Source organism: Novosphingobium sp. Chol11 (assembly GCF_945870625.1).
In the GTDB taxonomy this organism is placed as follows: domain Bacteria; phylum Pseudomonadota; class Alphaproteobacteria; order Sphingomonadales; family Sphingomonadaceae; genus Novosphingobium.
In genome coordinates this window covers 1-14,627 of record NZ_CAMBTS010000082.1, presented here as the reverse complement: position 1 = coordinate 14,627, position 14,627 = coordinate 1, and the positions used below count along the sequence as shown (strand labels likewise).

Sequence of the window (14,627 nt, the reverse complement as noted above, 5' to 3'; positions counted from 1 at the left end):
CACGAGACCGAGGCGACGATGATCACGTCATCGCGTTCGAGCAGCGAGCGGGTGGCCGAATGGCGCATCCGGTCGATCGCTTCGTTCACCGAGCTTTCCTTCTCGATGTAGGTGTCGGACCGCGCGACATAGGCTTCGGGCTGATAGTAATCGTAGTAGGAAACGAAATATTCGACCGCGTTATCGGGAAAGAAGCTGGTGAACTCGCCGTAAAGCTGCGCGGCGAGGATTTTGTTGGGCGCGAGGATCAGTGCCGGGCGCTGTAACTGTTCGATCACTTTGGCCATCGTGAAGGTCTTGCCCGAACCGGTGACGCCGAGCAGCACCTGGGTGCGCTCGCCCTCAAGCGCGCTGGCGACGAGATCGGCAATCGCGGTGGGTTGGTCGCCCGCAGGCTCGTATTCCGAGACGATGCGAAACGGGCGCCCGCCCTCTATCTTGTCGGGCCGCGCGGGCTTGTGCGGCACGAATGTGCCGGAGGTATCGGGCTCTTCCAGCCCTCTGCGGATAACGAGTTCGGCCATGCCCGGAATATGGAGAACAAAGCGCGTCCACGCAATTGGCAAACGCGTGGATGTTGGCTTCGCGCGGGCGAGATGATAGCCTCCGCCGAGATCACGGGAGGGGAGTTTCAATCATGCGCCAGCCTATCGTTTCCGCCATCGCGTTTGCGGCCATGTTGGCCATCGCGGGTTGTGGCGAGCAAAAGACCGTTACCGCCACGAATGAGAGCGTTGCGGACGTTGTCGCCAAAGTCGGCAATTCCGGCCCGCATTTCCTGCCGGGGCGTTGGGAATCGCAGATGAAGTTCGGCAAGCTCGACATGCCTGACATGCCGCCGGAAATGGCGGCGCTGATGGAAAAGTCGGTGGCCGAAGAGCGCAGCTTTGTGAGCTGCCTGACCCCCGCGGATGTCGAGAAACCCGGCAGCAAGTTCTTCGGTCAGGAGAATGACAAGTGCAAGTATGACAGCTTCACGATGGGCGGCGGCCGGATCGATGCGAAGCTATCCTGCAACGATGATGAGGGCACGCAGGAAATGACTATGAACGGCGTCTACACGCCGGAAACTTATGCCATGACGATGTCGATCAAGGGCAAGCGTTCGGGCGGGCAGGGCATGAACATGACGATGAGCATGACCGCCAAGCGCGCGGGCGAATGCACCGGCAAGGAAGACGCGGAAGGCTAAGCTGCTGCAGGCTCGATTTCGACCTGCACCCCTGACAGCGCCGCGTTTCCGGACAGCGGATCGAGCGCTGCCGATTCGGTCAGCGCATTGACGCTGACCCCGGCGTGCGCGCGGGCGACCGCCATCGCCATGCCGGGCAGATCGTGGCCCCAGCCGTGCGGAATCGAGACGGTGCCCGGCATCATGTCGTCGGTCACTTCGGCGCGCAGCGTTACCGCGCCGGAGATCGATCGCACGGTGGCCATCGCGCCATCGTCGATGCCAAGCATCGCTGCGTCACCCGGATGGATCATCAGCGTGCAACGCTCGGGCCCTTTGGTCAGACGGTGGCTGTTGGCGAGCCACGAATTGTTGGTGCGCACATGGCGCCTTCCGATAAGGGTGAGCTTGCCTTCGCTTGAGAGTGCCTGCGGCAGTTCGACCGCAGCGAGCGCTTCGAGGAACGATGGCACCGCGCAGGTGACCGTTTGGTCGTCGCTGCGCAGGCGTCCAGGCAGGACGCCCGCTTGGGGCGGGCCGAAATCGAGGCCAGAGGGCGCGGCTTCGACCTCGGCCAGCGAAACGGCGTAAGGTCCGCTCTGCAGCAGGCCATCGAGCGCCTCGCGCGGGGTGGGCTCCTGCACCGGCTTGCCGCTGATCGCCTCCGCCAGCGCGCGCAGGATTTCCCAGTCGTGGCGCGCCGCTGGGTCCTCTTTCTCGAAAGTGGGCTGCGAATAGACCGCGACATTGCGCACCGCCATCGGCAGCAGGAAAAGGCCGTAATGGTCGCGCTCCAGCGGCCCTGTGGGCGGCAGGATGTAGTGCGCACGGCGGCTAGTGGCATTGCGGTACATATCGACAGAGACCATCAGATCGAGTGTGGCCAGCGCCGCATCGAGCCGGGGGCCGTTGGGCGTGGAAAGCACAGGATTGCCAGCAACGACGAACAGCGCCTTGATCTGGCCCGGCCCTTCGGTCTCGATCTCTTCGGCCAGCGCGGCGGCGGGAAATTCGCCCAGCGCGGAAGGGTGGCCCGATACCCGCGAGGTATACTTGCCCATCGATCCGCGCGGCAGCATCGCCAGCGTATCGAGCGCGGGGACAGGAAACACGGTGCCACCCTCGCGGTCGAGTTGCCCCGCCGCAATGTTGATCAGCGCAATCAGCCAGGCGTTGAGCGTGCCGCGGCGCTGCGTGGCGATGCCGAGCCGGCCATAGAGCGCGGCGGGGCCGCTGGTCAGTCGGTCTGCCAGCCAATCGACCGCAACGGGGGAGACCCCGGCTGCGGCGCAGCAGGTTTCATCGTCGAAGCGGCCGAGCAGCGCGGCGACTTCATCAAGGCCGGTGATGTAATCCGCGATGGGCGCCGCCGGTTGCCGCGCGAGCACGGCCTTCAGCAGCGCGATCAGGAAATAGAGGTCGGTCGATGGATGGATGAACAAATGGCGATCGGCTATCTTGGCGGTTTCGGTGCGGCGCGGATCGATCACCACTAACTGGCCGCCGCGCGCTTTCAGCGCGCGCACCCGATTGCGAAAATCGGGCACGGTCCAGACCGAGCCGTTCGACGCCATCGGATTGCCGCCGATAATGATGAGGGTCTGCGTGCGGTCGATATCGGGTATGCCGAACATGCCGGCGTGGCCATACATGCGAAGATTGGCGACATGGTGCGGCATCTGATCGACCGTGCTGGCGGAGAACTGGTTCTTCGTGCCGAGCGCTTTGGTGAGGTGGTGCGCGTTGAGCGCGTTGCCATAGCTGTGCGCATTGGGATTGCCGATATAAGTGGCGGAGCTGGCCGGATCGCGCGCCAGGATCGCGCGGGTGCGTGTCCCGATTTCGCGCAGCGCGGTCTCCCAGCTGATCTCGTGCCACGCATTGCCGATGCGTTTTTGCGGGCGGCGGAGGCGATCGGGGTCGTTCTGCAAGTCCTCCAGCGCCGTCGCCTTGGGGCAGATATGCCCGCGTGAGAGCGGATTATCAGGATCGCCCTTGATCGAAAGCACGACCCGGCTTCCCGGGCGGCCTTCGGTTTCCACCAGCACGCCGCAATTGGCCTCGCAGATGTGGCAGGTGCGATGATGGATCTGCGCCATGGCGTTGCTTTCCTTCAAGATGCGCTGCTTAGCCGTTCGGTTAAACGTGTCATTGCGCCGCTGCGATGGCAAGCGAGAAGCGGCGCGCAGGCGGCACAATTAAATTTCGCAGATGCAGCACGGTAGCTTGGCAAAGCGCGCGGGCTGTGCAAGCAATGGGGCATTGAGCGAATGACCATGAAAGTCCCTCCACCCTCGTGTTATGACGAGATGCACGACGCCAGCGGAGCGCCGCGCGCGGGCTATGAAGACTATTGCGGCTGGCTGGCCGAGCAGCCTGCGGAATTGCTGCGGCGCAAGGGGACCGAGGCCGAGGCCTTTTTCCGGCGCACCGGCATCACTTTCAACGTTTATGGCAGCGAGGACGCCGAGGAGCGGCTGATCCCGTTTGATATGGTGCCGCGTATCATCACCGCGCACCAATGGCGCCGGCTTTCGCGCGGGATCGATCAGCGTGTCCGCGCGCTCAATGCCTTTCTGCATGATCTCTATCACCGGGAGGAAATCGTGCGTGCGGGTCGGCTGCCGGCGCGGCTGCTAGAAACCAATGCGGCCTTCCTGCCGCAGATGGTCGGCTTTTCGCCGCCGGGCGGGGTTTATACGCACATCGTCGGCATCGATCTGGTGCGCACCGGCGAAGACGATTTCATGGTGCTGGAAGACAATGCGCGCACGCCTTCCGGGGTCTCCTATATGCTGGAGAACCGCGAGACGATGATGGCGATGTTCCCGGAGCTGTTCACCCGGGTGCGGGTGCGCGAAGTTTCGGACTATCCCCGCCGCCTGGCGCGCAGCCTCGCCGCATGCGCACCGCCCGCTGCGCATGGGCACAAGCCGGTGGTTGCGGTGCTGACGCCGGGCACTTACAATTCAGCGTATTTCGAGCACGCCTTTCTGGCCGATCAGATGGGGGCCGAACTCGTCGAGGGCAGCGACTTGCGGGTCGAGAAGGGGCGCATCGCCATGCGCACCACGCGCGGCTATCAGCCCATCGATGTGCTTTATCGGCGGGTAGACGATGATTACCTCGATCCGCTGACCTTCAAGGGCGAGAGCGCACTGGGCGTTTCGGGGATCATGGATGTTTACCGCGCGGGTGGCATCACCATCGCCAATGCGCCGGGCACTGGCATCGCCGATGACAAGGCGATCTATTCGTTCATGCCCGAGATCGTCGAGTTTTACACAGGCGAGAAGCCGATCCTGCAGAACGTGCCGACATGGCGCTGCTCCGAACCCGAAGCGCTGAAATATGTGCTGGCCCATCTGGCGGAGCTGGTGGTCAAGGAAGTGCACGGTTCGGGCGGCTATGGCATGCTGATCGGGCCGACCTCGTCGCGCAAGGAGCTGGCGGCGTTCGAGATCAAGCTGCGCGCGCGGCCCGATAACTACATCGCGCAGCCCACGCTGGCGCTTTCGACAGTGCCGATCCTGGCCCGCGCGGGCCTCGCCCCGCGCCATGTCGATCTGCGCCCGTTCGTTCTGGTATCGCCGGGCGGGATCGACATCACCCCGGGCGGGCTGACGCGCGTGGCGCTCAAGAAGGGCTCGCTGGTGGTCAATTCCTCGCAAGGCGGCGGGACCAAGGACAGCTGGGTGCTGGACGACTGATGGCGGACATGTCCTCATGCTAGGCCGGTCTGCCAACGGCATTTTCTGGCTGTTCCGCTATCTGGAGCGGGCAGAGAATACCGCGCGGTTGGTTGAGGCCGGCTTCCGCATGGCTTTGACGCGCGATGCGATGGATGCGCGCGATGAATGGCGCTCGGTGATCATCACGCTGGGCCTGCGCGAAGCCTATGAGCGCAAATTCGGCGCAGAGTATCCGGGGCCGCTGGTGTTCAACTTCGTGCTGCGCGACAAGGACAATCCCGGCAATGTGCTGGCGATGAGCGAGCAGGCGCGCACCAATGCGCGGATGGTGCGCGCAGGCATCACGCGCGAACTGTGGGAAGCGGTCAACGACAGCTGGATGAACTTGCGGGTGCGGCTGGCAAGGCCGGTCACCGAGGCGCGGCTGGGCGATGTGATCGACACCATCCGCCGCCAGGCAACGCAAGTGCGCGGCGCGATGGAAGGCACCATGCTGCGCAACGAAATCTACAATTTCGCGCGGATGGGCAGCTTCATCGAGCGGGCGGATAACACCGCGCGCATTCTTGACGTCAAATACTACGTGCTGCTGCCCTCGGTTTCTTACGTGGGCTCCAGCCTCGACAATGTGCAATGGGAAAATGTGCTGCGCTCGGTGGCGGGCGAGCGGGCCTATCGCTGGCTCAATGCGGGCCGCATGGAAGCGCGCGGGATTGCCGAGTTTCTTATCCTTGACGAACGTTTTCCGCGCAGCCTCGCCTTCTGTTATGGCAAATTGCGATCAAATCTGGCGCATCTGGCGCGCGGGTATGGCGGCGAAATGGCTTCGCATGAGATCCTGCGCGATGCCGGAAACGAAATGCACGCGCTGACCATCGAAGCGATTTTCGAGCAAGGACTGCATCAGTTCATCGGCCGGTTCATCGCCCGCAACACCCGGCTCGCGCAGCAGATCCAGCGCGACTATCGCTTTGCCGAGTAGGAAAACGTCCGCCAATGCGCCTCGCCATTGATCACACCACGCACTACCGGTTTTCCGGCCCGGTGACGCAAGGGTTGCAGCGCTTGCGGCTGACGCCGAAGACCAGCGCCGGGCAATCGATCGTATCATGGACCATTCACCTTGAAGGTGCGCGCCGCCAGGTGGAGTACGATGATCAGAACGCCAACCACGTTACCCTGATCTCGTTCGAACCGGGCACCAGCGATGTAATGATCCGCTGCGAAGGTGTGGTGGAAACCAACGACAAGAGCGGGATCGTGGGGCGGCACGCCGGATTTTTGCCGCTGTGGCATTTCCTTCAGCAAACCGAACTGACCGCCGCCGGGCCGCGCGTGCGCGCGCTGCTCGCTGGGCTGGCCGGGAACGCCGATCCGCTGGCGCGGCTGCACACTCTCTCGGTCATGGTGCGCGGCGCGGTGGAATATGCGGCGGGATTTACCGACTCTGCAACCAATGCAGAAGCCGTGCTCGCGGCGGGGCGCGGGGTGTGTCAGGATCATGCGCACGTGTTCATCGGCGCGGCCCGGGCGCTGGGCATCCCTGCGCGCTATGTTAGCGGCTACCTGATGATGGATGACCGGATCGAGCAGGAGGCCGGCCATGCCTGGGCCGAAGCCATGGTCGATGGGCTGGGCTGGGTCGGCTTTGACATCTCCAACGGGATTTCGCCCGATCCGCGCTATGTCCGCGTTGCCACCGGCCGCGATTATCGCGACGCCGCGCCCATCACCGGCATCCGCTATGGCGCACAAGGGGAATCGATGCAGGTAACGCTTGCGGTTCAGCAGCAGCGCGCCGAACAATAAGCGGCGGCGATTCGTCATCGTTCGAACTTGGCACGCCGGGGGCGCAAACCCGGCATTGCAGGTGGGGGAAAAGAGAACAGCCGATGACCTATTGCGTGGGAATGGTGCTCGACAAGGGTCTCGTGCTGATGAGCGACACTCGGACGAATTCGGGCGTCGATAATATCTCTTTGTTTCGCAAGATGTTCTCTTGGTCGGAGCCGGGCGAGCGGATCATCACGATCATGACGGCGGGCAATCTGGCGACCACGCAGGCGGTGATCAGCCAGATCGAGGAACGCACCAAGGCACCGGGCGAACGGCGCCCCTCGATATTGGATGCGCCGACGATGTTTCAGGTGGCGACCGAAGTGGGCCGCTTGCTGCGCGATGTGATCGGCGGCCGCCAGGAAGGGGGCATGCAGAGCGAGGGGCCGCGCTTTACCGCATCGATGATCGTTGCCGGGCAAATCCGCGATATGGAGCCGCGCCTATTCCTGATTTATCCCGAGGGCAATTTTATCGAAGCCTCCTTCGACACGCCGTTCTTTCAGATCGGCGAGACCAAATATGGCCGCCCGATCCTGGTGCGTGCCTACGACAAGGCCATGAGCTTCGAAGACGCGGTCAAGCTGTTGCTGGTTTCGTTCGATTCGACGCTGGCTGCCAATCTTTCGGTCGGGCTGCCGTTTGATCTGATGGTGATCGAGCGGGATCATTTCGAGCCACTGCATCACAAGCGCATTCTGGCCACCGACCCCTATTTCAACACTATCTCCTCAAGCTGGAGCGAGGCCTTGCGCCAGGCTTTCCATTCCCTGCCGAATTATTCGTTTGACGAGCCGAAGGGCGCTCAGGTCAGTCAAGCGGAGTAATAAGGGAAACTACCTAGTCAATGATGGCGTGACGTTAGCCAAGCTGGCTAACCCAAGTGCAATATTCCCTTGTCATCATTGTATTTCGATCAAAAAGGATCGCGGGTACTGATCCTTTAACTGAAATAACGTCCGTTTCCGAGCAAAAAACCCTTAATGTCTTGCTGTAGTAGCCGCTGCTCATGAATATTTTGGTTCAGAACGAAACAAACCCTGATGGCGTCGGCCAGCGCCGCATGATCATGTGCCCTCATGATAGAGCGCATGACCCTCCACATCCTCGATAGCGACTCTGCCCGCCGGGCAAAGCTCGCCCGCCTCGCCTTTGCTGCGGGGCATCACGCCGAGATTTACGCCAGCGCAGAGGAACTGCTCGCGCATGCTCCGGCGAGAGGGTTGGTCCTTGCGCAGGACGAGCCGGTGGGCGAGGGCATCTGCAATCTGATTGCGTCGATAATGCGGGCGGGCCAATGGTTGCCGGTGATCGCGATTGCCGAGAACCCGCAAACATCCACGGTGGTTCGCGCGATAAAGGCTGGCGCGCTCGATTATCTCGATGTTCCCGAACAGATCGGCCCGCTGAACGAGGCTGTGGCCCGCGCCGCGCGGGAGGCCGACGCGCAGCGGGCTCAGCGCGGCCGCGCCGCCGAAGCGCGCCAGCGGATCGCGCGCCTATCCATGCGTGAACGCGAAGTGCTCGACCGGCTGGCCGACGGGTGCAGCAACAAAGCGATCGCGCGCGATCTGGAGATCAGCCCGCGCACGGTCGAAATTCACCGCATGAAGATGATGGGCAAGCTGGGCGCGCGCCATGCCTCCGAGGCCGTTCGCCTCAGCATCGAAGCGGCCGATGCGCCGGGCGTCGTGGCCGCCTAGCCCGCTGGCGCGCTTGCGATAAACACTCGGATTCGGTTCGACCTTGCGCCATTGGGCCGGGTGCCTTGGCAATGGCGGCGCTCGCTTAGCGGCAGAGCGGGCGCGCGTCGGCCACCTCAAGATGGAAATGATCGCGGTGTGCCGCGTTGTAATTTGGGGTGAGCACGGTGCCAAAGCGCTTGCAGGCGCTGGTCCGCACGCTGCTCAGAAAGGCGCGGACTTGCGGCGAAGGATTATCCCAATCGCGCAGCACGGTGATCCGGCGCCCATCGGCGAGAACAAATCCTGCAATATCAACGGCATTGGCGCTTGCATGGCCGGATAGCCGATTGGTCCCCGCGACTTTGCGGCAGGAGTAGCTGCCCATCGTTTCAATCCGGGCCAGCGGGCTGCCGAGGATCTGGCGCGCGGCCCGATCAACCCCGAAGCGCGCCCAGCCAGAGATCGCATGCGCCAGCGGGCATGTCACCGGTCCCAGGTTGGTGAGCGCGAGGCGGCTGTCGTCGCTGCGCAATGCCGCAAGGCGGACAGCATTGAGCGCCGAACAGCCAGCGCCGAAGTACTGGTCTTGCAGCGGGGTAAAATTGGCTTGCTGGCGGCCAAGATCGGAGAGGCAAGCGCGGGCATCCGGGCCGCTGAAACTGGTGTTGGATGTCCACCGGCTCGGCGCGCTGCGCTGCTTTGGCGCATCGACGCACCCGGCAACCGCGGCAAGCAGCATGGCCGGGAGGATTGCGGAGGCGGCGGGGCGGCGGGTCATGATAAAATCATGACAAAGCATGGTTAACATCTGGTTTCCGGTGGGCCGCAATGGCGATCGGGCATCGCTGTTTCGCGCCCGGACAATGTCCGTTCAAAAAAGAAATCACATGGCAAAAGACCGCGCATTTGCGGGCCTTGGCCCCTCGCCATCCCGCTGCGCTGGCCTAGAACGGAGACCGCGCGGGTTGACAGCGCCGTGCGCGCCGCTACTGACCCTCTTGGGCCACGCGGTCCCAACGCCGCGCGTGCTCTCTGTAAGGAGAGACTACATGACTGCACTTGCTCTGGCGCGCAAACCCGCGCGCCCGTTCTTTTCGTCCGGACCTTGCGCCAAGCCGCCCGGATACTCCCCCGATAAACTTGCGATCGCATCGCTCGGCCGCTCGCACCGTGCCAAGATCGGCAAAGCGCGCCTGCAACTCTGCCTCGATCTGATGCGCGAGACGCTTGGGCTGCCCGAAACGCATCGCATCGGCATTGTGCCCGGCTCCGACACCGGCGCCTATGAAATGGCGATGTGGACGATGCTCGGCGCGCGCGGCGTGACCGCGATGGCGTGGGAAAGCTTTGGCGAGGGCTGGGTAACAGACGCGGTCAAACAGTTGAAAATCGATCCCATCGTGCCGCGCGCGGATTATGGCCAGCTGCCCGATCTGGCGGCGGTCGATTGGACGACCGATGTGCTGTTCACCTGGAACGGCACAACATCGGGCGTGCGCGTGCCCAATGGCGACTGGATCCCGGACGACCGGCAGGGTTTGTCGTTTGCCGACGCCACCAGCGCGGTCTTTGCCTATGACATGCCGTGGGACAAGATCGATGTGGCGACGTTCTCTTGGCAGAAGGTGCTGGGCGGCGAGGGCGCGCATGGGGTGCTGATCCTTGGCCCCCGCGCGGTCGAGCGACTGGAAAGCTACACCCCGGCATGGCCGCTCCCCAAAGTGTTCCGCCTCGTCTCCAAGGGCAAGCTGACCGAGGGCGTTTTCAAGGGCGAGACGATCAACACCCCCTCCATGCTGGCGGTGGAAGACGCGATCTTCGCGCTTGAATGGGCCAAGTCGATCGGTGGTCTCGAAGGCACCAAGGCGCGCTGCGCCGCCAATGCCGCTGCGCTGGGCAAGATTGTGGCCGAGCGCGAATGGCTCGGCCATCTCGCGCTCGACGAGGCGAACCGTTCGATGACCTCGGTCTGTCTGACGGTGGAAGGCGCGGATGCCGACTTCATCAAGGCCTTTGCCGGGCTGCTGGAGAAAGAAGGCGCGGCGTTTGACATCGCTGGGTACCGCGATGCGCCGCCGGGCCTGCGCATCTGGTGCGGCGCGACCGTCGACGCTGCCGATATCGAAGCGCTCGGGCCCTGGCTCGATTGGGCCTGGGCGACCCTGAAAGCCGCCTGACGCATACCCCTGGGCCCCCGCGAACGCGGCGGCCTCAGGCGCCTTCTTAGCACATTGTTTGCCTCACCCAGGTCCCCGCCTGCACAGGGACTCACGCCAAGGATATTCACCATGACCAAGCCACGCGTTCTCATTTCCGACCAGATGAACCCCAACGCCGCGCGCATTTTTGCCGAGAATGGCTGCGATGTTGATGTCATCACCGGCAAGACACCCGATGAATTGATCGCGATGATTGGCCAGTATGATGGCCTCGCGATCCGCTCCACCACCAAAGTCACCAAGGCCATCTTCGATGCGGCGACCAATCTCAAAGTGATCGGCCGCGCTGGGATCGGCGTTGATAATGTCGATATCCCCTATGCTTCCGCGCGCGGCGTGGTGGTGATGAACACACCGTTCGGCAATTCGATCACCACGGCCGAACATGCCATCGCGCTGATCTTCGCGCTGGCCCGGCAATTGCCCGAGGCCAACGCGCAGACGCAGGCCGGGCTTTGGCCCAAGAACGGCTTCATGGGCGTTGAAGTGACCGGCAAGACTTTGGGCCTCATCGGCGCAGGCAATATCGGCTCGATCGTCGCCGCCCGCGCGCTGGGCCTGCGCATGAAAGTCGTCGCCTACGATCCCTTCCTCACGCCTGAGCGCGCACTGGAAATGGGCGTGGAGAAGGCCGATCTCGATACCCTGCTCGGCAAGGCGGATTTCATCACCTTGCACACCCCGCTGACCAGCGAGACCAAGAACATCCTCAGCCGGGAGAATCTGGCCAAGACCAAGAAGGGCGTGCGCATTGTCAATTGCGCGCGCGGCGGATTGATCGATGAGGCGGCGCTGAAGGACTTGCTCGACAGCGGCCACATTGCCGGCGCAGCGCTCGATGTGTTCGAAACCGAACCGGCGAAGGACAGCCCGCTGTTCGGCACGCCGAACTTTATCTGCACGCCCCATCTGGGCGCATCGACCACCGAAGCGCAGGTCAATGTCGCGCTGCAAGTGGCCGAGCAGATGGCCGAATTCCTGACCACCGGCGGCGTGACCAACGCGCTCAACATGCCTTCGCTTTCGGCCGAAGAAGCACCCAAGCTCAAGCCCTATATGGCGCTGGCGGAAAAGCTGGGCTCGCTGGTGGGGCAATTGGCGCATGACAACTTGACCAAGATCGCCATCGAGGTTGAAGGCGCGGCGGCGCAGCTGAACCAGAAGCCGATCACTGCGGCGGTGCTGGCGGGGCTGATGAAGAACTATTCGCAGACCGTGAACATGGTCAACGCGCCGTTCCTCGCCAAGGAGCGCGGGCTGGATGTGCGCGAAGTGCGCCATGATCGCGAGGGCATCTATCACACGCTGATCCGCGTGACGGTGAGCACATCGCAGGGCGATCGTTCGGTGGCGGGCACCTTGTTCGGCAATGGCCAGCCGCGGCTGGTCGAGATTTTCGGGATCAGCGTTGAGGCCGATCTCGATGGCGACATGATCTATATCGTGAACACGGATGCGCCGGGCTTCATCGGTTCGATCGGAACCGTGCTAGGTAAGGCTGGGATCAACATCGGCACCTTCCATCTGGGGCGGCGCGAGGCGGGAGGCGAGGCTGTGCTGCTTCTGTCGGTCGATAGCCCGGTGACCGAAGCGGTGCTCACCGAAGCGCGCGCGGTGCCCGGGGTGCGCACGGTGCGTTCGCTGAAGTTCTGACCGCAGGATCAGCCTGATCCCCCATCAGGCGGCGCGTTGGGGTGGCGGCTCTCGCCAAGCGCCGCCCCTTCGGATCAGCCTGCGCCTTCTTATTTCATCTTTCCGGCAATTGCGCGTGGTCGCAAGGATGTGGGCGTCATTCCCAGGCGAGCGTTGTTTAGGCGCAGCACAGCTTTCGCCACGGCCATGCGCCGGCTTTCGGCAAGACCCGCGCGCGCGAACGACGACGTGATGAGTCGGTCGGCCTCCGACCCCGCTGCGCGCGGCGAGGAGCGATGGCGTACGCTTGGGGCTGCGGCCGATCCCGAGGCTTTATTGCGTCGCTGTTTCAATGCCAGAGAGAGATGGCGGCATTCAAAATGCCGGCAGCTGTGAGCGCGACAATTGCAATGGCTCCAAGATTGTACCTTGGGGGCGTCGGTGGTTCGTCCCAGACATACTCGAACTCGGGATGATCGTTGTTAGCGGCGGTTGCGAGGATACGTTTGAAACAGTCGATATCATGAACCGACACGTCAGTCGGTTGACCGTCCGCCTGCCCGGACGGCACATCTTGCTGCTTATCGAGGTTGATGGGACTTTTCCTTATCATCATCCGGGTTCCCTAGGAGAAACGAACTTTGCTGATCTGTGGCGCAGCATCGTGCTGGGGGATCTGCGTTTCGGAGCTGCATGTGATGGCGATGCGGCGAGGGCGACGGGGCCGCCTTTCGCGCGGTACGGGTGCCGCATCCGACGGCATTCGTTGTCGGCACCACGCTCGGCAAGGGCGCGGACATTGCGGCCTGGCGCAACAACGCCACGAAGGCGATTAAGATCGCGAGCCAGACTGCTTGATTGAAACAGCAGTCTCAATAAGTCGATATCCCACGCCGGATTCCGCCTTAATTTCCCAGCCGGGGCGCAACTTCTTCCGCAAGATAGACATGAACACTTTCATATTGTTGTCGGTGATTGTTTGATTTACATCACCCATCAAGGTTTTTATTTTTGCATAGGATACGATTGCCGGCTTGCTAGCCAGAAGACATTCGACGATTAACATATCGCGGTTTTTGGTTTTGACGACGGTGATGACTTGACCGATATCTGCCAATCGCTTGTCCGCTTCGTTGGCAATGCTGCGATATACTTCGGAGCGGCGCACGTGCGCTGCCAAACGTGCTTTCGCTTCTTCGATGTGCATGCGACCGACATCTATCACGTCATCGCATCCGGCTTTGAGAAGCCGTGTGCGCTTCACCGGGCTTGACCGCGACGTCAAAATGATGATCAGGCGCCCAGCCAGAAATTTGCTATTGTTTCTTACGAACCGTGCAATCCGCGCTGTGTCCTCGCCACCGATGAACAGCACATCATAGTAACATTCCGACGAGATTGCGTAAGTGTTGGCCTCGCCAAAGGGAAAGACGTTATCGATAGCCACAAGATGAGCAAGGTATTCTGCCCGCTGCGCTTGTGAGCGATCATCGATCGCGATGTAGCGCGTGCTCAAAGACGAGCCCGGATCAGAAATATCCACTTTTAAGGCGAGGTTGTGTCCACGCATCACCGAAACCTTTTGCAAGAAATAAACTTCATGAATAGAATGAAATGATTTCATAATAGAAACAAAAGCAAATTCACTTCGGTAGAATACGAATGTAAAACCTAATGTCTGTGTGATATATTTTAAAAAAGTATCTTGCTCTGTAATAAAGCAATCATTATTGTCATGCGTTTCATACTTATTAAATTTTACATTTTGTGACATGTATTTGAGTCTTATTAAATTATTGTGAGCGAGAATGTCGCTTCGACATGCCAAGGTGTAGAGACGTGAAGAGCGGGGCGCATTTTTGCTAAAGGCGCGACCCAAACCCCAAAACATTAGTGGGAACAAAATGCGCTGGCATGGGTTGTTTACCGTAAGGCGATTACGGCAGGCCGAGCCTGAATCGTTAACTGCAATTAACAGCATTAACCCTCTGATTTTAAAGGGTCAATAGCGCTGCGCCGGCCGGCCGAGCGGTTCGGATCCTCGGCGTCGATCCGCATCAGCTCGTCACCGAGATGTCAGTTTGCAGCTAGATATTGGTACGTCTTACCATAAGTACCGGAAACCGTTCCTTGGTGTATTTTACAATTTTGTGTATCACTTATTTTTGGCACCGATTAAGAATGGCAAAACATTCGATTTATCGCCCCACGTACATTCGCCAATGGCGGCAGCATCGCGGCCTTTTGACGTGACCCCCAACCGTCATCCAGTTGCGACTAGAGCCTCGGGATCGTTGTTGCGCGAGAGCGCGGGTGAAGCAAGGGGCTGCGTAGCGTAGCCTCCGGCTATGCGGAGCGAAGCAGCCTCTTGCTTTTTGAAGTCAGCGGCGAA

The 14,627-nt window shown here is 61.6% G+C and carries 13 protein-coding genes; 8 read left to right on the top strand and 5 right to left on the bottom strand.

The genetic code is table 11. The features are described from left to right. Positions 1-524, bottom strand: a 524-nt coding sequence (locus Q0O40_RS12145; RefSeq protein ID WP_295530111.1) for a DEAD/DEAH box helicase family protein, incomplete at its 3' end; no start/stop codon positions are given. 113 nt (positions 525-637) lie between these two features. On the opposite strand from Q0O40_RS12145, the gene Q0O40_RS12140 reads away from it, so the two are divergent. After that, on the top strand, positions 638-1,192 hold the full coding sequence (locus tag Q0O40_RS12140) for a DUF3617 domain-containing protein (RefSeq protein ID WP_295530108.1): 555 nt from the start codon (positions 638-640) through the stop codon (positions 1,190-1,192). Here the strand turns inward: Q0O40_RS12140 and Q0O40_RS12135 are convergent. Next, positions 1,189-3,270 (bottom strand): molybdopterin oxidoreductase family protein, encoded by a 2,082-nt coding sequence (locus tag Q0O40_RS12135; RefSeq protein ID WP_295530105.1) that lies wholly within the window; start codon positions 3,268-3,270, stop codon positions 1,189-1,191. The genes Q0O40_RS12140 and Q0O40_RS12135 overlap by 4 nt on opposite strands. Before the next feature lie 177 nt (positions 3,271-3,447). Between Q0O40_RS12135 and Q0O40_RS12130 the strand changes: the two genes are divergently transcribed. The 5 genes from Q0O40_RS12130 (at position 3,448) to Q0O40_RS12110 (ending at position 8,402) form a co-directional block, all read left to right on the top strand. After that, positions 3,448-4,881 (top strand): circularly permuted type 2 ATP-grasp protein, encoded by a 1,434-nt coding sequence (locus Q0O40_RS12130; RefSeq protein WP_295530103.1) that lies wholly within the window; start codon positions 3,448-3,450, stop codon positions 4,879-4,881. A 16-nt stretch (positions 4,882-4,897) separates the two neighbouring features. Beyond that, positions 4,898-5,845 (top strand): alpha-E domain-containing protein, encoded by a 948-nt coding sequence (locus Q0O40_RS12125; RefSeq protein WP_295530100.1) that lies wholly within the window; start codon positions 4,898-4,900, stop codon positions 5,843-5,845. A 14-nt stretch (positions 5,846-5,859) separates the two neighbouring features. Then, positions 5,860-6,672 carry a transglutaminase family protein gene (locus tag Q0O40_RS12120; protein WP_295530098.1) on the top strand — a complete coding sequence of 271 codons (813 nt, stop codon included), beginning with the start codon at positions 5,860-5,862 and terminating at the stop codon, positions 6,670-6,672. Positions 6,673-6,755: 83 nt separating this feature from the next. Further along, positions 6,756-7,526: a proteasome-type protease gene (locus Q0O40_RS12115; protein ID WP_295530095.1), complete on the top strand. Its 771-nt coding sequence runs from the start codon at positions 6,756-6,758 to the stop codon at positions 7,524-7,526. A gap of 264 nt (positions 7,527-7,790) precedes the next feature. Beyond that, positions 7,791-8,402 carry a LuxR C-terminal-related transcriptional regulator gene (locus Q0O40_RS12110; RefSeq protein ID WP_295530092.1) on the top strand — a complete coding sequence of 204 codons (612 nt, stop codon included), beginning with the start codon at positions 7,791-7,793 and terminating at the stop codon, positions 8,400-8,402. An 85-nt stretch (positions 8,403-8,487) separates the two neighbouring features. Here the strand turns inward: Q0O40_RS12110 and Q0O40_RS12105 are convergent, their stop codons facing one another. After that, a complete protein-coding gene (locus Q0O40_RS12105; protein WP_295530090.1) occupies positions 8,488-9,162 on the bottom strand; it encodes an extensin family protein in 675 nt (224 codons plus the stop codon). Between the two features lie 271 nt (positions 9,163-9,433). On the opposite strand from Q0O40_RS12105, the gene Q0O40_RS12100 reads away from it, so the two are divergent. Both Q0O40_RS12100 and serA read left to right on the top strand, forming a co-directional pair. Beyond that, positions 9,434-10,561 (top strand): phosphoserine transaminase, encoded by a 1,128-nt coding sequence (locus tag Q0O40_RS12100; protein ID WP_295530087.1) that lies wholly within the window; start codon positions 9,434-9,436, stop codon positions 10,559-10,561. Positions 10,562-10,672: 111 nt separating this feature from the next. Next, entirely contained in the window at positions 10,673-12,256 is a 1,584-nt protein-coding gene (gene serA, locus Q0O40_RS12095; RefSeq protein WP_295530084.1) for a phosphoglycerate dehydrogenase, read from the top strand. Positions 12,257-12,584: 328 nt separating this feature from the next. Here the strand turns inward: serA and Q0O40_RS12090 are convergent, their stop codons facing one another. Both Q0O40_RS12090 and Q0O40_RS12085 read right to left on the bottom strand, forming a co-directional pair. Further along, positions 12,585-12,851 carry a hypothetical protein gene (locus Q0O40_RS12090; RefSeq protein ID WP_295530082.1) on the bottom strand — a complete coding sequence of 89 codons (267 nt, stop codon included), beginning with the start codon at positions 12,849-12,851 and terminating at the stop codon, positions 12,585-12,587. Between the two features lie 216 nt (positions 12,852-13,067). Then, a complete protein-coding gene (locus Q0O40_RS12085) occupies positions 13,068-14,216 on the bottom strand; it encodes a winged helix-turn-helix domain-containing protein (RefSeq protein WP_295530080.1) in 1,149 nt (382 codons plus the stop codon). Positions 14,217-14,627 lie beyond the last annotated feature (411 nt).

What these genes read in the sequence shown, in the direction of transcription:
- Q0O40_RS12140 (WP_295530108.1), top strand. Translation starts at nt 638, where the DNA reads ATGCGCCAGCCTATCGTTTCCGCCATCGCGTTTGCGGCCATGTTGGCC.
- Q0O40_RS12135 (WP_295530105.1), bottom strand. Translation starts at nt 3,270, where the DNA reads ATGGCGCAGATCCATCATCGCACCTGCCACATCTGCGAGGCCAATTGC.
- Q0O40_RS12130 (WP_295530103.1), top strand. Translation starts at nt 3,448, where the DNA reads ATGAAAGTCCCTCCACCCTCGTGTTATGACGAGATGCACGACGCCAGC.
- Q0O40_RS12125 (WP_295530100.1), top strand. Translation starts at nt 4,898, where the DNA reads ATGCTAGGCCGGTCTGCCAACGGCATTTTCTGGCTGTTCCGCTATCTG.
- Q0O40_RS12120 (WP_295530098.1), top strand. Translation starts at nt 5,860, where the DNA reads ATGCGCCTCGCCATTGATCACACCACGCACTACCGGTTTTCCGGCCCG.
- Q0O40_RS12115 (WP_295530095.1), top strand. Translation starts at nt 6,756, where the DNA reads ATGACCTATTGCGTGGGAATGGTGCTCGACAAGGGTCTCGTGCTGATG.
- Q0O40_RS12110 (WP_295530092.1), top strand. Translation starts at nt 7,791, where the DNA reads ATGACCCTCCACATCCTCGATAGCGACTCTGCCCGCCGGGCAAAGCTC.
- Q0O40_RS12105 (WP_295530090.1), bottom strand. Translation starts at nt 9,162, where the DNA reads ATGACCCGCCGCCCCGCCGCCTCCGCAATCCTCCCGGCCATGCTGCTT.
- Q0O40_RS12100 (WP_295530087.1), top strand. Translation starts at nt 9,434, where the DNA reads ATGACTGCACTTGCTCTGGCGCGCAAACCCGCGCGCCCGTTCTTTTCG.
- serA (WP_295530084.1), top strand. Translation starts at nt 10,673, where the DNA reads ATGACCAAGCCACGCGTTCTCATTTCCGACCAGATGAACCCCAACGCC.
- Q0O40_RS12090 (WP_295530082.1), bottom strand. Translation starts at nt 12,851, where the DNA reads ATGATGATAAGGAAAAGTCCCATCAACCTCGATAAGCAGCAAGATGTG.
- Q0O40_RS12085 (WP_295530080.1), bottom strand. Translation starts at nt 14,216, where the DNA reads ATGCTGTTAATTGCAGTTAACGATTCAGGCTCGGCCTGCCGTAATCGC.